At 61.0% G+C, this 17,746-nt stretch carries 12 protein-coding genes; 5 read left to right on the top strand and 7 right to left on the bottom strand.

The genetic code is table 11. The features are described 5' to 3' along the window. The first annotated feature begins 50 nt into the window (after positions 1 to 50). The gene (locus KGA85_RS01090) at positions 51 to 1,070 is read left to right on the top strand and encodes a quinone-dependent dihydroorotate dehydrogenase (protein WP_008048626.1); all 1,020 of its coding nucleotides are present in this window, start codon (positions 51 to 53) and stop codon (positions 1,068 to 1,070) included. 192 nt (positions 1,071 to 1,262) lie between these two features. Here KGA85_RS01090 and rmf read toward each other — a convergent pair whose 3' ends face one another. Then, a complete protein-coding gene (gene rmf / locus KGA85_RS01085) occupies positions 1,263 to 1,478 on the bottom strand; it encodes a ribosome modulation factor (RefSeq protein ID WP_003223300.1) in 216 nt (71 codons plus the stop codon). A gap of 530 nt (positions 1,479 to 2,008) precedes the next feature. Between rmf and rlmKL the strand changes: the two genes are divergently transcribed. Together rlmKL and KGA85_RS01075 are read left to right on the top strand one after the other, a co-directional pair. Next, positions 2,009 to 4,279 carry a bifunctional 23S rRNA (guanine(2069)-N(7))-methyltransferase RlmK/23S rRNA (guanine(2445)-N(2))-methyltransferase RlmL gene (gene rlmKL, locus KGA85_RS01080; RefSeq protein ID WP_223542842.1) on the top strand — a complete coding sequence of 757 codons (2,271 nt, stop codon included), beginning with the start codon at positions 2,009 to 2,011 and terminating at the stop codon, positions 4,277 to 4,279. A 142-nt stretch (positions 4,280 to 4,421) separates the two neighbouring features. Continuing rightward, entirely contained in the window at positions 4,422 to 6,821 is a 2,400-nt protein-coding gene (locus KGA85_RS01075) for a GGDEF domain-containing protein (RefSeq protein WP_223542841.1), read from the top strand. A 137-nt stretch (positions 6,822 to 6,958) separates the two neighbouring features. On the opposite strand, the gene dacB is transcribed toward KGA85_RS01075, so the two are convergent. Then, positions 6,959 to 8,419 (bottom strand): D-alanyl-D-alanine carboxypeptidase/D-alanyl-D-alanine-endopeptidase, encoded by a 1,461-nt coding sequence (gene dacB / locus KGA85_RS01070; RefSeq protein ID WP_223454921.1) that lies wholly within the window; start codon positions 8,417 to 8,419, stop codon positions 6,959 to 6,961. A 234-nt stretch (positions 8,420 to 8,653) separates the two neighbouring features. Between dacB and KGA85_RS01065 the strand changes: the two genes are divergently transcribed. Further along, positions 8,654 to 8,998: a YggL family protein gene (locus KGA85_RS01065; protein ID WP_223454919.1), complete on the top strand. Its 345-nt coding sequence runs from the start codon at positions 8,654 to 8,656 to the stop codon at positions 8,996 to 8,998. Between the two features lie 60 nt (positions 8,999 to 9,058). Here KGA85_RS01065 and KGA85_RS01060 read toward each other — a convergent pair whose 3' ends face one another. Further along, positions 9,059 to 10,249: a benzoate/H(+) symporter BenE family transporter gene (locus KGA85_RS01060; protein ID WP_223542840.1), complete on the bottom strand. Its 1,191-nt coding sequence runs from the start codon at positions 10,247 to 10,249 to the stop codon at positions 9,059 to 9,061. A gap of 257 nt (positions 10,250 to 10,506) precedes the next feature. Here KGA85_RS01060 and KGA85_RS01055 point away from each other — a divergent pair, with 257 nt between their 5' ends. Beyond that, positions 10,507 to 11,271 (top strand): GntR family transcriptional regulator, encoded by a 765-nt coding sequence (locus tag KGA85_RS01055; protein ID WP_007993504.1) that lies wholly within the window; start codon positions 10,507 to 10,509, stop codon positions 11,269 to 11,271. A gap of 178 nt (positions 11,272 to 11,449) precedes the next feature. On the opposite strand, the gene guaD is transcribed toward KGA85_RS01055, so the two are convergent. The 4 genes from guaD to xdhA all read right to left on the bottom strand — a co-directional run bounded on the left by guaD (position 11,450) and on the right by xdhA (position 17,585). Continuing rightward, a complete protein-coding gene (gene guaD, locus KGA85_RS01050; RefSeq protein WP_223454915.1) occupies positions 11,450 to 12,754 on the bottom strand; it encodes a guanine deaminase in 1,305 nt (434 codons plus the stop codon). Positions 12,755 to 12,777: 23 nt separating this feature from the next. Next, positions 12,778 to 13,620, bottom strand: coding sequence for a xanthine dehydrogenase accessory protein XdhC (gene xdhC / locus KGA85_RS01045; protein ID WP_223454914.1), 843 nt, complete (start codon positions 13,618 to 13,620; stop codon positions 12,778 to 12,780). Between the two features lie 118 nt (positions 13,621 to 13,738). Next, entirely contained in the window at positions 13,739 to 16,138 is a 2,400-nt protein-coding gene (xdhB, locus tag KGA85_RS01040; RefSeq protein ID WP_223535022.1) for a xanthine dehydrogenase molybdopterin binding subunit, read from the bottom strand. After that, on the bottom strand, positions 16,131 to 17,585 hold the full coding sequence (gene xdhA, locus KGA85_RS01035; RefSeq protein ID WP_223535020.1) for a xanthine dehydrogenase small subunit: 1,455 nt from the start codon (positions 17,583 to 17,585) through the stop codon (positions 16,131 to 16,133). Before xdhA ends, xdhB begins: the two co-directional genes overlap by 8 nt. Positions 17,586 to 17,746: the final 161 nt, after the last annotated feature.

The following is a 17,746-nucleotide window of genomic DNA, read 5'->3' as shown; positions in this document are numbered from 1 at the left end:
GCCCGGCTATAATCGCCGCCACTTTTCGCCGCCCTGAGTCCAACCCGCCCATGTACACCCTGGCCCGTCAGCTGTTGTTCAAACTCTCCCCGGAAACCTCCCACGATCTGTCCCTGGACCTGATCGGAGCGGGCGGGCGTCTTGGGCTCAACGGCTTGCTGTGTAAGGCCCCGGCGAAGCTGCCGGTGAATGTCATGGGCCTGGACTTCCCGAATCCGGTGGGGCTGGCCGCCGGCCTGGACAAGAACGGCGCGGCCATCGATGGTTTCGCCCAGCTGGGTTTCGGTTTTGTCGAAATCGGCACCATCACCCCGCGCCCGCAGCCGGGCAACCCGAAGCCGCGCCTGTTCCGTTTGCCGGAAGCCGAGGCGATCATCAACCGCATGGGCTTCAACAACCTCGGCGTCGATCACCTGCTGGCCCGCGTGGCGGCGGCCAAGTACAAGGGCGTATTGGGCATCAACATCGGCAAGAACTTCGATACGCCGGTCGAGCGTGCCGTGGACGACTACCTGATCTGCCTGGACAAGGTCTACGCCCACGCCAGCTATGTGACGGTCAACGTCAGTTCGCCGAACACGCCGGGCCTGCGCAGCCTGCAATTTGGCGACTCGCTCAAGCAGTTGCTGGCCGATCTGGCCGAGCGCCGCGCGGAACTGGCATTGCGTCATGGCAAACATGTACCGCTGGCGATCAAGATCGCGCCGGACATGAGCGACGAAGAAACCGCACAAGTTGCGCAAGCGCTGATCGAAACCGGAATGGATGCGGTCATTGCGACTAACACCACCCTGAGCCGCGTAGGCGTCGAAGGCATGGAACATGGCGAAGAAGCCGGTGGTCTGTCCGGCGCACCGGTTCGTGACAAGAGCACTCACACCGTGCAAGTGCTGGCGTCGGAGCTAGGCGGGCGTTTGCCGATCATTGCGGCGGGCGGCATTACCGAAGGCAAGCACGCGGCCGAGAAAATCGCTGCAGGCGCGAGCCTGGTGCAGATCTACTCGGGTTTCATCTACAAAGGCCCGGCGCTGATTCGTGAGTCGGTAGACGCAATCGCAGCGCTACGCTAAAGGTTGCTTGGGGGCTTTTGTGGCGAGGGGGCTTGTCGGATCGCCACACAGGGTTCCTCGTTAAATTTGTTGCAGGCATAAAAAAGGGCTCCATAAAGGAGCCCCTGGGCCGGAGCCCGCCGTCCGGATGGGACGTGCGTGGTTAATTCAGTACAAAATCAGATTGTCGTGTCGGAGTGTTGTGCCCTGTAATTAGCCGACGGCGTGAAGTTCGTTGAGTCTGTGGATTCCCGCAGTGCCGGTCATACCGTCCCAGTTGTCGCCGCGTCCTTCTCGCCAGCCGTTGATCCAGGCTTGACGTACCGACGGTAGAGTAAATGGGCAAAGCTCACGGGATTTGCCACCAACGCCATATTGATATCCGCGCAAAAAAGCTCTTTCCAACGGATCACGCTTAAGTCTTCTCATAGGGTGTTGCCCTCACTTGTTGACTGTATTTATCGCGTCGACCTCTATTGAGGTCTGGCAGAAAAACTCTGCCGTTGGCGGCTCGTTGCCGGCGTCACGAGCCAAGGTGTTGGCGTCATTGCGGCGCCAACCTGTATTGAGTTCTAACCAATGCGTCACATCGAGGGAATGATCGTTTTGTCATAAGGACGTAACTATTGATGTGCTAAGGCCATAAGTAACAGCGTGTTTTTAGCGTATTTATTGGCCAAACCCCGGTATGATCGGCTCTGCGCTGGATGATGGGCTTAATCCTTTAGTGAGAATGGCTCCCGTTGCCGGGATGCACTATTCGACGAAGGGTCGATTTATGACATTTTGTTGCATCAACTTTTTTATCTGTCCTTGCATCTAAGCTCATTTAACCCGGGCAGCAGGGGTGGAACGGCACACCTTCGTGCCACGCGGGCGCTCTTCGAGAAAAGCGCCTGATTGAAAACCGGACCGGCAATGCGTTGCCCGGTCACTCAGCTAAAGGTTCTGGAATTCCCATGTCCGATCATTTCGAACTCTTCCTCACTTGCCCAAAAGGCCTTGAAGGCCTGCTCATCGAGGAAGCCGTCGGGCTTGGCCTTGAGGAAGCGCGCGAGCACACCTCTGCCGTACGCGGCATGGCCACCATGGAAACCGCTTATCGCCTGTGCCTGTGGTCGCGCCTGGCCAACCGCGTGCTGCTGGTGCTCAAGCGTTTCCCGATGAAGGACGCCGAAGACCTGTACCACGGCGTGCTGGACATCGAGTGGCAAGACCACATGCTCAATGACGGCACCCTGGCCGTCGAATTCAGCGGCCATGGCTCGGGTATCGACAACACCCACTTCGGCGCGCTGAAGGTCAAGGACGCCATCGTCGACAAACTGCGCACCCCGCAAGGCGACCGTCCGTCCATCGACAAGCTCAACCCGGACCTGCGCATTCACCTGCGCCTGGACCGTGGCGAAGCCATTCTTTCCCTGGACCTGTCGGGCCACAGCCTGCACCAGCGCGGCTATCGCCTGCAGCAAGGTGCGGCGCCGCTCAAGGAAAACCTCGCGGCCGCCATCCTGATCCGTTCCGGCTGGCCACGTATCGCGGCCGAAGGCGGCGCGCTGGCCGACCCGATGTGCGGTGTCGGCACCTTCCTGGTCGAAGCGGCGATGATCGCCGCCGACATCGCGCCGAACCTGCGTCGCGAGCAGTGGGGCTTCACCGCCTGGCTCGGTCACGTGCCGGCGTTGTGGAAAAAACTGCATGAAGAAGCTTCCGAGCGCGCCGCTGCCGGCCTGGCCAAAACACCATTGTGGATCCGCGGCTACGAAGCCGATCCACGGCTGATTCAACCGGGCCGTAACAACGTCGAGCGAGCCGGCCTGAGCGAGTGGATCAAGATCTACCAGGGCGAAGTCGCGACTTTCGAGCCGCGCCCGGACCAGAACCAGAAAGGCCTGGTCATCTGCAACCCTCCGTACGGCGAGCGTCTGGGCGATGAGGCGAGCCTGCTCTACCTCTACCAGAACCTCGGCGAGCGCCTGCGTCAGGCCTGCCTGAATTGGGAAGCGGCGGTGTTCACCGGCGCGCCGGACCTGGGCAAGCGCATGGGCATCCGCAGCCACAAGCAGTATTCGTTCTGGAACGGCGCCTTGCCGTGCAAGCTGCTGCTGATCAAGGTGCTGCCGGATCAGTTCGTCACTGGCGAGCGCCGTACTCCGGAACAGCGCCAGGTCGAGCGTGAGCAAGCCGCTTACGATCAGGCGCCGAACGAACCGCAAGAACGCAAGTTCAACAAAAACGGCAACCCGATCAAACCGACGCCGACACCGGCTCCGGTGGTCGAGCAGCCGCGCCTGAGCGAAGGCGGGCAGATGTTCGCCAACCGCCTGCAAAAGAACCTCAAGACCCTGGGCAAGTGGGTCAAGCGTGAAGGCATCGACTGCTACCGCGTGTACGATGCCGACATGCCGGAATACTCCATGGCCATCGACCTGTATCAGGATTGGGTCCACGTCCAGGAGTACGCCGCACCGAAATCCATCGATCCGGAAAAGGCCTCGGGGCGCATGTTCGATGCCCTGGCAGCCATCCCGCAGGCGTTGAACATCGACAAGAGCCGCGTGGTGGTAAAACGCCGCGAGCGTCAGAGCGGCACCAAGCAGTACGAGCGCCAGGCGGCGCAGGGCAAGTTCGTCGAGGTCAATGAAGGCGGCGTGAAGCTGCTGGTGAACCTCACCGACTACCTCGACACCGGTCTGTTCCTCGACCATCGGCCGATGCGCATGCGTATCCAGAAAGAGGCGGCGGGTAAACGCTTCCTCAATCTGTTCTGCTACACCGCGACGGCCAGTGTGCATGCGGCCAAGGGCGGCGCGCGCAGCACCACCAGTGTCGACCTGTCGAAAACCTATCTGGACTGGGCGCGTCGCAACCTGTCGCTGAACGGTTTTTCCGACAAGAACCGCCTGGAGCAGGGCGATGTGATGGCGTGGCTCGAAGCCAGTCGTGACGAGTACGACCTGATCTTCATCGATCCGCCGACGTTCTCCAACTCCAAGCGCATGGAAGGTGTCTTCGACGTGCAGCGCGACCAGGTGCAACTGATCGACCTGGCCATGGCGCGACTGGCGCCAGGCGGCGTGTTGTACTTCTCCAACAACTTCCGCAAGTTCGAACTGGAAGCCAATCTTGGCGAGCGTTATGCGGTCGAGGAGATCAGCGCCCAGACCATCGATCCGGATTTTTCCCGCAACGCCAAGATCCATCGCGCCTGGAAAATCACGGCTCGCTAAATAGCTGTGCTGATTCCCTGCAGGAGCGAGCAAGCTCGCTCCTGCAGGACCCGATCAATGCTGGTCAAATTAGTGGCTAATAGCTATAACTCAACGCACAGCCAAAGGGCTTCCCCGCACCTGGCGTTTTGAGTTGCGTTCTATGTCGTTGCACGCCGTGCGCCCCAAGATCCTGGGATTTATCAGCGAAGATGTCTCGGCCTGGCTGGTCGCACTGCTGGTATTGCTGGTTGGCGGGGTGCTCACCGGGTTGCTGGCGTGGTCGACACTTAATCTGTTTCACCATCAATTGCGGCAACGTTTCCAACTGCTGGCCAGTGAACGTTACAGCCGTATCGAAGAGCGTTTCGAAGATCAGGAGCAGCGCCTCGATGGCCTGCGCCGGTTTTTCGCCAATTCCGATTCGGTTTCCCGAGCGGAATTCGACGGCTACACCCAACCTTTACTTCTGCGAACCCAGGCTTATTCCTACGCCCAGCGGGTCACCCGTGACGAGCGGGCGGCGTTCGAGCGTCGGGTGCGTGACGAAGGCTTGAGCAGCTTCACCCTGAGAGAGCTCAACGCCGACGGCCAATTGCAACTGGCGGGCGAGCGAGATGAGTACGTGGCGGTGCTGTATAGCCAGACGCAAAGCAAACTCGGCGCTCCCCTCGGTTACGACTTGCTGGCCCAGCCGCTACGGCGTGCCACGCTCGATCGGGCCGATCAACTTGGCGGCATGGCGGTGTCGCAACCGATGCATCTGGTGAGCATCGAGCCGGCTTATGCGCGCGGCGTGCTGCTGGTCGCGCCGGTCATGCAGCGCAACAGTCAGGACCACAAAACCACGAAGCCCTACGGTTATGTCATGGCCGTGATCAGCATGCGCCAATTGCTGGCGGACGGCCTGCCGGAAGCGAGCCGTGACTATCTCTCGGTGCGCATCCTCGATTTGTCGATCGACGACCAGCACGAAGTGCTGTTCGAGTCGCCCAACCCGCCGGCCATCAGCGAACTGTCCGCCACGCGCCTGTTGCGCATGGCCGACCATGACTATCAAGTCGATATCCAGCCCAGCGACGCGTTCGTGCAGGCCAACCATTCCTCCGTCACCAGTCTGGTGGTGTTGGGTGGATTGCTCAGCGTGATGCTCAGTGCCTTGTTGTATGTGTTGGTCAGTCAGCGGCAGCGGGCGTTGAAACTGGTCGAGCAACGCACCCGGGAGCTGCGCGATCGAGAACAGGAGCTGCACGGCACCCATGGCCAGTTGCGTGGCGTGCTGAATGCCGCCACCCAGGTCGCGATCATCGCCACCGATCTGCGTGGCGTCATCAGCACCTTCAACGCCGGTGCCGAGCAGATGCTTGGCTATACCAGTGCCGAAGTGGTCGGCCATATGACCCTGGAGAACCTGCACCTGCCCCGGGAACTGCTCGCTCGCTCGGCAGAGTTGGGCGCACGCTATGGCAAACCGGTGCCGACCTGCCAGGCGATGCTGGTCGAAGGCGACGTGGAGGGCGGCCACGAGGCGCGGGAGTGGACGCTGGTGCGCGGCGATGGCAGCCATTTGATGGTCAACATGCTCGCCACGCCAGTGCTCGACGAGCAAGGCCTGTGGGTCGGGCACCTGGCGGTGTGCATCGACATCACCGAACGCAAACGGGTCCACGAAGCGCTTGCGGCGCGGGACCTGCTGTTGAAGAAACTCAGCGCCCACGTGCCCGGTGGCATCTACCAGTTCAAGATGGAGTTCGACGGGCGTTTTAGCGTGATCTACGCCAGCGACGGTATTCGCGAGATCTACGAGCTGGAACCCGACGTGCTGCTGCTCAATGCCGAAGCGATTTTCACCCGGATTCACCCCCAGGACACCACCCGTGTCCGCGCCTCGATCCGCGCCTCGGCCGACACCCTCAGCCCCTGGCGCGAAGAATACCGTGTGCAATTGCCGCAACGCGGTCTGCGTTGGGTGCGTGGCGAGGCCACGCCGGAGGCGCTGCCCGGTGGCGGCGTGCTGTGGCACGGCTACATCTCGGACATTTCCGATATGAAGCGGGTGGAAGAAAAGCTGCGCGCGTTGTCGGTCACCGATTCGCTGACCGGTATCCACAACCGGCGCTATTTCCAGGAACGCCTGACCACCGAAATGGCCCGGGTGGAGCGCGGTGGTGGGGATCTGTCGGTGATCATGCTCGATATCGACCATTTCAAACGCATCAATGACCTGCATGGCCATGCCATCGGTGATCGGGTGTTGCAGGCCGTGTGCCAGCGGATCGGCCGCCGGCTGCGTCGCACCGATGTGTTCTGCCGCCTGGGCGGTGAGGAGTTCATGGTGCTGTGCCCGGATATCAGCGGCGAAAATGCCTATATATTGGCCCATCAATTGTGGCAAGGCTTGCGCAGCTCACCCATTGAAGGTGTCGGTACGGTCACCGCCAGTTTCGGGATTGCCAGTTGGCGGGTCGGGGAGGGTGCCGATGCCTTGCTGTTGCGCGCGGATTCGGGAGTTTACGCGGCGAAGCAGGCGGGAAGGGATCGGGTAGAAGGGGAGATGAATTAACCCGGGTTGTACGCTAACCCTGTGGGAGCGGGCTTGCTCGCGAAAGCGGTTTGCCTGTCACATCGATGTTGGATGTGCCGCCGTCTTCGCGAGCAAGCCCGCTCCCACAAAGGATCAACTGTGTTCTTTAGGTCCGGTTACAACACCGAAGCCGTCTGCGGCATTTTCGGTTGTCGGTACAGGTCCAGCAGCACCTGATCGAGCACCGACGAAGCGCCGAACGGGGCCTTGTCGTTGAGGATCGCCACCACCGCCCAGGTGTTGCCGTTGACGTCGCGACTGAAACCGGCAATCGCCCGCACGGTGTTCAGGGTGCCGGTCTTGACGTGGGCTTCACCGCGCATGGCAGTGGTCTTCAGGCGTTTGCGCATGGTGCCGTCGGTGCCGGCAATCGGCATCGAACTGATGTACTCGGCGGCATACGGGCTGTGCCACGCAGCTTCGAGCATCGAGGCCATTTCCCGGGCGCTGACGCGCTCGGCACGGGACAGGCCGGAGCCGTTCTCCATCACCAGGTGCGGCGCGGTGATGCCCTTTTTCGCCAGCCACTGGCGCACGACACGCTGGGCGGCCTTGGCGTCGTCACCATCGGCATCGGTGCGGAAGCGTTGGCCGAGGCTCAGGAACAACTGCTGGGCCATGGTGTTGTTACTGTATTTGTTGATGTCGCGGATGATTTCCGCCAGGTCCGGCGAGAACGCCCGGGCCAGGACCTTGGCGTCTTTCGGAGTTGGCGCCAGCACATCCTTGCCCTGAATGCTGCCACCCAGCTCCTTCCAGATCGCGCGGACGGCGCCGGCGGTGTAGGTCGCGTGGTCGAGCAGCGACAGGTAAGTCTGCGAGCTGCAGCCTTCACCCAGTTGGCCGCCGACCGTCACGGTCACGCTGCCATCGGCCTGTGCCACCGGGTTGTAGCGCACGCCACCGGTGCATTGCTTGGAGTTGAGGGCCTTGACCTGGTTGTCGATGCGGATGGTCGCAATCGGCGGCTCCACCGAGACCAGCACCTTGCCCGAGTCATTGCGCGCGACGAAGCGCAGCGCCTTGAGGTTGACCAGCAGCGAGTCGGGTTTGACCAGGAACGGCTTGTTCTCGTCGTTGCCGTCGTCATTGAACTCCGGCAGTTGCGGTTGCATGAAGAAGGTTTTGTCCAGCACCAGGTCGCCGGTGACCTGGGTGACGCCGTTGGCACGCAGATCGCGCATCAGCAGCCAGAGTTTTTCCATGTTCAGCTTCGGATCGCCCCCACCCTTGAGGTAGAGGTTGCCGTTGAGAATGCCGCCACTCAAGGTGCCGTCGGTGTAGAACTCGGTTTTCCACTGGTGGTTCGGGCCGAGCATTTCCAGCGCCGCGTAGGTGGTGACCAGTTTCATGGTCGACGCCGGGTTGACCGACACGTCGGCGTTGAACACCGTCGGGGTGCCGGGGCCGGTGAGCGGGATCATCACCAGCGACAGGGCGTTGTCCTGCAACTTGCTGGCTTTCAGGGCTTTTTCAACGCTGGGCGACAACGCGGTATTGATTGGAGCGGCGGAAACGGAGAGGGCCAGGGGGAGAAGAAAACCGGCCAGCAGCAATGGACGCAAAGATTTGATCATCTGAAATAAAACCCTACAGTCGAGGGGAAAAAAGACGAGGGCATGGAGATAAATTCCCTCAATGGTCATGAAAGTGTCGGCATTATGCCCCAAGGTGTCACGGCTTGTGCCGTGCGCGGGCATTCTGATCGGCTATTTTTTTACCGACGGTAGGCGTGGTGGCCCAGAGAGTCAGGCAATCGGCGGCTTAAACTGCTAAAGTGCCGCCCGTTATTACTTAAGAGGATTGTTCCAATGGCGACTAACCGTTCCCAGCGTCTGCGCAAAAAACTGTGCGTCGATGAATTTCAAGAGCTGGGTTTCGAACTGAACCTGGATTTCAAAGAAGATTTGGCTGATGAAGCCATTGATGCTTTCCTCGATGCGTTCCTCAAAGAAGCCATGGAAGCCAACGGTCTGGGCTATGTTGGCGGCGACGACTACGGTCTGGTTTGCCTGCAGAAGCGTGGCTCGGTCAGCGCTGAACAGCGCATTGCCGTTGAAGCCTGGCTCAAAGGCCGCACCGAGCTGACCAGCGTTGAAGTCAGCCCGCTGCTGGACGTCTGGTACCCGGAAAAGCCGATCAATCCGGTAGCTTGATGTTCTAAAAAAACGGCGACCCAAGGGTCGCCGTTTTTTTATGCCCGGGTTTTGTGTATTTCAGGCCTTGCGCCAGTTCAGAATCACCAGCGTCACTACCCCCGCGACAATCCCCCAGAACGCCGAACCGATGGAAAACAGCGTCAGCCCCGATGCCGTGACCATGAAGGTGATCAGCGCCGCTTCACGTTCCTTCACTTCGCTCATGGCGATGCTCAAGCCGTTGATGATCGAGCCGAACAGCGCCAGCGCCGCAATCGACAGCACCAGTTCCTTGGGCAGCGCGGCGAACAATGCCGCGAGCGTCGCACCGAACACGCCGGCGATCCCGTAGAAAATCCCGCACCAGACGGCTGCGGTGTAGCGCTTGTTTCGATCCTCATGGGCGTGCGGTCCGGTGCAGATCGCTGCGCTGATCGCCGCCAGGTTGATCCCGTGGGAGCCGAACGGTGCCAACAGCAAACTGGCGATGCCGGTGGTGGTGATCAGCGGCGAGGCTGGCACCGTGTAACCATCGGCGCGCAATACGGCGATGCCGGGCATGTTTTGTGAGGTCATGGCGACGACAAACAGCGGGATGCCGATGCTGATGGTCGCGGCCAGGGAGAAGTGCGGCGTGGTCCAGACCGGCGTGGCCACTTCCAGGTGGAAACCGCTGAAGTCCAGCAGCCCCATGAAGTCTGACAATGCCGTGCCGATCAGCAATGCTGCCAACACCGCGTAGCGCGGCGACAGGCGCTTGACCACCAGATAACTGACAAACATCCCCAGTACCAGGGCGGTGCGGTGTTGCGCCGCGACGAAAATCTCGCTGCCGATCTTGAACAGGATCCCCGCCAGCAGGGCGGCGGCCAGGGATGCCGGAATCTTTTTCATCAGTCGTTCGAAGCTGCCGGTCAGCCCGCAAATCGTCACCAGCACCGCGCAGGTGATGTAGGCGCCGATGGCTTCGCCGTAGCTCACGCCGCCCAGGCTGGTGATCAGCAGCGCGGCGCCGGGGGTCGACCAGGCAATGGTGATCGGCGTGCGATAGCGCAGTGACAGGCCAATGGAGCACACCGCCATGCCGATGGAAATCGCCCAGATCCACGACGAAATCTGCCCGCTGCTCAGGCCCGCCGCTTGCCCGGCCTGGAACATCAGCACCAGGGAGCTGGTGTAGCCGGTCATCATGGCGATGAAGCCGGCAACGATGGCCGAGGGCGAGGTGTCGGCCAGCGGGCGGATTTGCGTGTGGGTGGCGTCGTTCATGACGGTGGTGTTCCTTTTACAGATGAAGATGTCCGCTCCCACAGGGATTACGTCAAAAGGCGGATTCTGCGAACAAGCCTAAACTCAAAAGTAATCAGGCGTTGCAATACAGCCGAGGCAACATTCAGCCGTACAGTCGTGTTGCCACCCTCCATTGTGTACAATTGCAGTGTTTTTTACGCGATACTTGCCAGCGACCCACTGTGCCGTATTACAGTCGCGGTCAATTCGCCGCAGTTCTTCCGACTCGAGTGCCCATGAACGAACAGTTGCAACCCCTAAAGAAACAACCGCGAGCAGGCAAAGCCGGCCGCAGCGGTACCCAGGACGATATTGTCTACGCGCATATCTTCGAGGCCATCCTCGAGCAGCGTCTGGCGCCCGGCACCAAGTTGAGCGAAGAAGCGCTGGGGGAAATTTTCGGGGTCAGCCGCACCATCATTCGCCGCGCCTTGTCGCGCCTGGCCCATGAAGGCGTGGTGTTGCTGCGTCCGAATCGCGGCGCCGTGGTCGCCAGCCCGAGCGTCGAAGAAGCCCGCCAGGTGTTCATGGCCCGCCGTCTGGTGGAGCGAGCGATCACCGAGCTGGCCGTTCAGCACGCGACCGCCGAGCAGATTGCCGAATTGCGCCAGATGGTCAACGACGAACGCGACAGCTTCTCCCGTGGCGATCGTGGTGCCGGCATCCGCCTGTCGGGCGAATTCCACCTGAAACTGGCCGAAGCGGCGAAAAACGCGCCGCTGATCAGCTTCCAGCGCAGCCTGGTGTCCCAGACGTCGTTGATCATCGCCCAGTACGAAAGCGGCAACCGTTCCCATTGCTCCTACGACGAGCACACCCAGTTGATCGACGCCATCGAAAAACGCGACGCTGAACTGGCGGTCGACCTGATGATGCACCACATGGATCACATCGACAGCAAGCTCAACCTCGACGAGGAAAGTGCGTCGGATGATCTGCATGCGGTGTTCTCGCATTTACTGCAGACCAAGAAGCCTGGGCGGTCGACTGCGAAACTCTGATCTGTAGGAGCGAGCTTGCTCCGGGCGGCGTTCCGACGATGGTCGTGAACGATAACGCGGGGCGCTTGAATTGCTGCGGCGCTCTCGGGTTCTTCGCGAGCAAGCTCGCTCCTACAGAGGATCAAAAAAATCCCCCGGAATCTGATGATTGCGGGGGATTTTTTATGTCTTGAGAAAACTAGCGCTGATGCACCAGATTCCCCGCCGCATAAGTCTGCTGAACAGTCCGGTCATCCCCCAGGGTCATCAACACAAACAACGTCTCGGCAATGTTATTGGCCTGCTTCAGGCGATAGCCCAGCAGCGGCGTAGCGTTGTAGTCCAGCACCAGGAAGTCGGCGTCGGTGCCCGGTTGCAGGTTGCCGATCTTGTTTTCCAGGCGCAGTGCGCGGGCGCCGCCGAGGGTGGCCAGGTACAGCGACTTGAACGGGCTCAGGCGTGCACCTTGCAGCTGCATGACCTTGTAGGCTTCGTTGAGGGTTTGCAGCAGCGAGAAACTGGTGCCACCGCCCACATCGGTGCCGATGCCGACATTGAGCTTGTGCTTCTCGGCCATCGGCAGGTTGAACAGGCCGCTGCCGAGGAAGAAGTTCGAGGTCGGGCAGAATGAGATGGCCGAACCGGTTTCCGCCAGGCGCGCGCACTCGTCATCGCACAGATGCACGCCGTGGGCGAACACTGAGCGCTCGCCGAGCAACTGGTAGTGATCGTAGACGTCCAGGTAACCCTTGCGCTCCGGGAACAGTTCCTTGACCCACTCGATTTCCTTGAGGTTTTCGCTGATGTGGGTCTGCATGTACAGATCCGGGTATTCGGTCAGCAATTGGCCGGCGAGGGTCAGTTGTTCCGGGGTGCTGGTCGGTGCGAAGCGAGGGGTGACCGCGTAGTGCAGGCGACCCTTGCCGTGCCAGCGCTCGATCAGCGCCTTGCTTTCGATGTAGCTGGATTCGGCGGTGTCGGTCAGGTAGTCCGGGGCGTTGCGGTCCATCATCACCTTGCCGGCGATCATCCGCAGGTCGAGCTGCTCGGCGGCTTCGAAGAACGAGTTCACCGATTGCGGGTGCACGCTGCCGAATACCAGCGCAGTGGTGGTGCCGTTGCGCAACAGTTCCTTGATGAAAATGTCCGCGACCTGGTCGGCGTGGGCCTTGTCGGCGAATTGGCTTTCGCACGGGAAGGTGTAGGTGTTGAGCCAGTCCAGCAATTGCTCGCCATAGGCGCCGACCATGCCGGTTTGCGGCAGGTGGATGTGGGTGTCGATGAAGCCGGGGGTGATCAGTGCGTCCTGATAGTGGGTGATTTCGACGTCAGCCGGCAGGGTCGGCAGCAGTTCGCTGGCGTGGCCCAGGGCGCTGATCTGGCCGTTATCCACAACCAGCAGGCCGTCTTCGAAATACTCGTAGGAGGCTTCGATGCCCACGATGGCTGGGTCGGCGATGCTGTGCAGGATGGCGGCGCGGTAAGCTTTGCGAGTCAGAGTCATGGGCGTTCTCAAGTTGTGGCTCTTTAGTTCGAAGCGTGGCTGCGGCGTGACGCAGGCAGCAGTTTGGCAATCGATCCGGCGCTGACGGTGTGCTGGCCGAAGTTCGCGTTATAGGTGGCGATGATCTCGCCGGCGATGGAGATGGCGATTTCCACGGGCAACTTGCCTTTGACTTCGCCGATGCCCATCGGGCAGCGCATGCGTTGCACGACGCTGTTGTCGAAACCGCGGTCGCGCAGGCGATGTTCGAACTTCACCCGTTTGGTCTTCGAACCGATCAGGCCGAAGTAGGCGAAGTCGTTGCGCTTGAGGATCGCTGCGGTCAGCTCGAGGTCGAGTTGATGGTTGTGGGTCATCACGATGCAATAGCTGCCGGCCGGCAGATCATCGATTTCATCCACCGGTTCTTCGCTGACGATCTTGCGTACGCCATGGGGGATCTGCTCGGGGAATTCATCTTCCCGCGAATCGATCCAGCGCACCCGGCAAGGCAGGCTGGCCAGCAGCGGCACCAGGGCGCGGCCGACGTGGCCTGCACCGAACACGGCGATCTGCGCCTGAACCTGGCCCATCGGTTCGAACAGCAAAACGGTTGCACCACCGCAGCACTGGCCGAGGCTGGCACCGAGGCTGAAGCGCTCCAGATGGGTGTCCTGCTTGCCACTGGCGAGCATCTCGCGGGCGATCTTCATGGCCTTGTATTCCAGGTGCCCGCCACCGATGGTGTCGAAGCTCTGGTTCGCGCTGATGACCATCTTCGAGCCAGCGTTGCGCGGCGTCGAGCCGAGCTCTTCGATGATGGTGACCAGCACGCAGGGCTCACCCCGGTTTTGCAGGTCGGCGAGGGCGTCGATCCAGTTGTACATGTTTCACCTCAACATCTCTGTTGTCTGTACCGGCCTCTTCGCGGGCAAGCCTCGCTCCTACAAGGATTGTGCAAAACCTGTAGGAGCGAGGCTTGCCCGCGAAGGCCGCACTTCGGTCTTAGAGCGAAGCCAACTCGGTCTCAGCCTCGACAGCCTTCGCCGCCTTCAGCTGGCGCATCTGCTCACAGCCCCACAACACCCGCTCCGGGGTCGCCGGTGCGTCGATTTTCGGTTGATGCCTGTAATCGCCCAGGCTCGCCACGGCGTCCTTGATCGCACACCACGAGGCGATGCCGAGCATGAACGGCGGCTCGCCCACGGCCTTGGAGTGGAACACCGTGTCTTCCGGGTTCTTGCGGTTTTCCACCAGCTTCACCCGCAGGTCCAGCGGCATGTCCGCCACGGCCGGGATCTTGTAGCTGGCCGGGCCGTTGGTCATCAGCTTGCCCTTGTTGTTCCACACCAGCTCTTCCATGGTCAGCCAGCCCATGCCCTGGATGAAACCGCCCTCGACCTGACCGATGTCGATGGCCGGGTTCAGCGAGGCGCCGACGTCGTGGAGGATGTCAGTGCGCAGCATCTTGTATTCGCCGGTCAGGGTGTCGACCAGCACTTCGCAGCACGCCGCGCCAAAGGCGAAGTAGTAGAACGGACGGCCGCGAGCCTGGCTGCGGTCGTAGTAGATTTTCGGGGTCTTGTAGAAGCCGGTGCTCGATAGCGACACCTGGGCGAAGTACGCCTGCTGGATCAGTGCTTCGAAGGTCAGGATGTGATCGCGAACCCGCACGTGGCCGTTGTGGAATTCCACGTCTTCTTCGCTGACCTTGTACTGGCGAGCCGCAAATTCCACCAGGCGTTGCTTGATGGTTTCGGCGGCGTTCTGCGCGGCCTTGCCGTTCAGGTCGGCACCGCTGGAAGCGGCGGTTGGCGAGGTGTTCGGTACTTTGTCGGTGTTGGTCGCGGTGATCTGCACGCGGTCCATTTCCACCTGGAACACTTCGGCCACCACCTGCGCGACCTTGGTGTTCAGGCCCTGGCCCATTTCGGTGCCACCGTGGTTGAGGTGGATGCTGCCGTCGGTGTAGACGTGCACTAGCGCGCCGGCCTGGTTGAGGAAGCTGGCGGTGAAGGAAATGCCGAATTTCACCGGGGTCAGCGCCAGGCCTTTTTTCAGGATCGGGCTATTGGCGTTGTAGCGACGGATCGCTTCGCGACGCTCGGCGTACTGGCTGCTTTCTTCCAGTTCGGCGGTCATCTCTTCGAGCATGTTGTGCTCGACGGTCTGGTAGTAGTGGGTGACGTTGCGCTCGGTCTTGCCGTAGTAGTTGGCCTTGCGCACGGCCAAAGGATCCAGGGCCAGATGGCGGGAGATGGCGTCCATCACTTCTTCGATGGCGACCATGCCTTGCGGGCCGCCGAAACCACGGTAGGCGGTGTTCGACGCGGTATTGGTCTTGCAGCGGTGACCGTTGATGGTCGCATCGCCCAGGTAGTACGAGTTGTCCGAATGGAACATCGCGCGGTCGACGATCGACGCCGACAGGTCAGGCGAGCAACCGCAGTTGCCGGCCAGCTCCAGGTTGATGCCGTGCAGGCGACCAGTGCTGTCGAAGCCCACGTCGTACTCGACGTAGAACGGGTGACGCTTGCCGGTCATCAGCATGTCTTCGACCCGTGGCAGACGCATCTTGGTCGGTTGGCCGGTGAGGTGTGCGATCACCGCGCACAGGCACGCCGGGCTGGCCGCCTGGGTTTCCTTGCCGCCGAAACCACCGCCCATGCGACGCATGTCGACGACGATCTTGTTCATCGACACGTCGAGTACTTCGGCCACCAGTTTCTGCACTTCGGTGGGGTTTTGCGTGGAGCAGTAGACGATCATGCCGCCGTCTTCGGTCGGCATCACCGAAGAGATCTGGGTTTCCAGGTAGAAGTGTTCCTGGCCGCCGATGTGCAGCGTGCCCTGGATGCGATGTTCGGCGGTGGCAAGCGCCGTGGCCGAATCGCCGCGTTTGTGGGTGTGGCTGTCGAGTACGAAGTGGCGCTTGCGCAGGGCTTCGACGACATCCAGCACTGGCTCAAGGTCTTCGTATTCGATGATCGCGGCCATGGCCGCCTTGCGCGCGGTTTCCAGGTCTTTCGCCGCCACGGCGACCACCGGTTGACCGACGAATTGCACGGTATCGATGGCCAGCAGCGGATCGCCCGGCAGCAACGGACCGATGTCTTTGAGGCCCGGTACGTCTTCGTGGGTGATGGCGATGCGCACGCCTTCGAAGGCGTAGCAGGGCGCGGTGTCGATGCTGATGATCCGGGCGTGGGCACGGTCCGACATGCGCGCATAAACGTGCAACTGGTTCGGAAACTCCAGGCGATCGTCGATGTACTGCGCTTCACCGGCCACATGTTTGGCGGCGCTGTCGTGCTTGACGCTGCGGCCGACACCGGTGGTCAGGTCCTTGGCGAACAGTTCAGCCAATTCGGCTTGGGTCTTCTCTACGGCGTGATGATTAGACATAAGCGGTCACCCGAGTCTCGATGTGCGGTGTTTGCAGTTCGATGAAGTATTTGCGCAGCAGGTTCTGCGCGCTGAGCAGGCGATATTCCTTGCTGGCGCGGAAGTCCGAGAGCGGCGTGAAGTCTTCGGCCAGGGCAGCGCAGGCGCGTTCAACGGTAGCGTTGTTGAATGGCGAGCCGAGCAACGCGGCTTCGCAGGCAGCGGCGCGTTTCGGGATGGCCGCCATGCCGCCGAAAGCGACGCGGGCTTCAGCGACTACGCCGTTTTCCAGGCGAATGTTGAAGGCGGCGCACACGGCAGAAATGTCATCGTCCAGGCGCTTGGAGATCTTGTAGGCGCGGAACAGTTTTTCGACGCTGGCGCGCGGCACGATGATTTTCTCGATGAACTCGCTTTCCTGGCGCGCAGTGACGCGGTAATCGATGAAGTAATCTTCCAGTGCCAGGGTACGGCGGGTTTCGCCTTTGCACAGCACGATTTGCGCGCCGAGGGCGATCAGCAGGGGCGGCGAGTCACCAATCGGCGAGGCGTTGCCGATGTTACCGCCCAGGGTGCCCTGGTTGCGGATCTGCAAGGAGGCGAAGCGGTGCAGCAATTCACCGAAGTCCGGGTACTCGGCGTTCAAGGCCTCGTAGCAATCGGAAAGGGCCGTGGCGGCGCCGATTTCCAAGCGATCGTCAAAACGCTCGATGCGCTTCATCTCGGCGACGTTGCCGACATAGATCATCACCGGCAGGGTGCGGTGGAACTGCGTGACTTCCAGCGCCAGGTCGGTACCGCCAGCCAGCAGGCGGGCCTGTGGATAAGCGTCGTAGAGATCGGCCAGGTCGGCCACGGTCAGCGGCACCAGGCAGCGTTTGTCACCGCTGTTGAGTTCGCCGATATCGGTCGGGGCAATCGCTTTGAGGCGCGCGATGGTGTCGGCCTCGCGGGCGTCGAACTGGTCCGGTTGCTTGGCGCAGCAGGACTGCTCGGCAGCTTCCAGGATCGGCCGGTAGCCGGTGCAACGGCAGAGATTGCCGGCCAGTGCTTCGTGGGCCTTGGCATGATCCGGTGCATCGCTGTTCTTTTGCAGGGCAAACAGCGACATCACGAAGCCTGGGGTACAGAAGCCGCATTGCGAGCCGTGGCACTCGACCATGGCTTTCTGCACACTGTGCAGCTGACCCTTGTGCTTGAGGTCTTCAACGCTGATCAGTTGTTTGCCGTGCAGGGACGACACGAAGGTCAGGCACGAGTTGAGGCTGCGATAGCGAATGTGTTCGCGACCGTCGTCATCGGTCTGCAATTCGCCGACCACCACGGTGCAGGCGCCGCAGTCACCGCTGGCGCAGCCTTCTTTGGTGCCGGGTTTGCCCACATGGTCGCGCAGATAATTGAGCACGGTCAGGTTCGGGTCCAGGGCGTGCTCGCTACGGAGTTCCTGGTTTAGTAAAAACTGGATCACGGAAGGCCTCGCAGACTCATTATTGTTGTTAACCGATAGGAACTGAATTTAGCAGGTCTGACTTTTCGGTCAATGATTTTCTGACTTAAAGGTCAGGAAACTGCAATTTGTCGATTAACCACCTGTTCCTTAATTATTGTCGTTGGTTCGATAGCCTGCCT

The organism is Pseudomonas sp. GL-B-12 (assembly GCF_019955895.1).
GTDB lineage: Bacteria > Pseudomonadota > Gammaproteobacteria > Pseudomonadales > Pseudomonadaceae > Aquipseudomonas.
The sequence above is the reverse complement of the archived record's forward strand: the minus strand, read 5'-3'. Positions and strand labels throughout refer to the sequence as shown.

What these genes read in the sequence shown, in the direction of transcription:
- guaD (WP_223454915.1), bottom strand. Translation starts at nt 12,754, where the DNA reads ATGACTCTGACTCGCAAAGCTTACCGCGCCGCCATCCTGCACAGCATC.
- KGA85_RS01055 (WP_007993504.1), top strand. Translation starts at nt 10,507, where the DNA reads ATGAACGAACAGTTGCAACCCCTAAAGAAACAACCGCGAGCAGGCAAA.
- KGA85_RS01065 (WP_223454919.1), top strand. Translation starts at nt 8,654, where the DNA reads ATGGCGACTAACCGTTCCCAGCGTCTGCGCAAAAAACTGTGCGTCGAT.
- xdhC (WP_223454914.1), bottom strand. Translation starts at nt 13,620, where the DNA reads ATGTACAACTGGATCGACGCCCTCGCCGACCTGCAAAACCGGGGTGAG.
- KGA85_RS01060 (WP_223542840.1), bottom strand. Translation starts at nt 10,249, where the DNA reads ATGAACGACGCCACCCACACGCAAATCCGCCCGCTGGCCGACACCTCG.
- KGA85_RS01090 (WP_008048626.1), top strand. Translation starts at nt 51, where the DNA reads ATGTACACCCTGGCCCGTCAGCTGTTGTTCAAACTCTCCCCGGAAACC.
- rlmKL (WP_223542842.1), top strand. Translation starts at nt 2,009, where the DNA reads ATGTCCGATCATTTCGAACTCTTCCTCACTTGCCCAAAAGGCCTTGAA.
- KGA85_RS01075 (WP_223542841.1), top strand. Translation starts at nt 4,422, where the DNA reads ATGTCGTTGCACGCCGTGCGCCCCAAGATCCTGGGATTTATCAGCGAA.
- rmf (WP_003223300.1), bottom strand. Translation starts at nt 1,478, where the DNA reads ATGAGAAGACTTAAGCGTGATCCGTTGGAAAGAGCTTTTTTGCGCGGA.
- xdhB (WP_223535022.1), bottom strand. Translation starts at nt 16,138, where the DNA reads ATGTCTAATCATCACGCCGTAGAGAAGACCCAAGCCGAATTGGCTGAA.
- dacB (WP_223454921.1), bottom strand. Translation starts at nt 8,419, where the DNA reads ATGATCAAATCTTTGCGTCCATTGCTGCTGGCCGGTTTTCTTCTCCCC.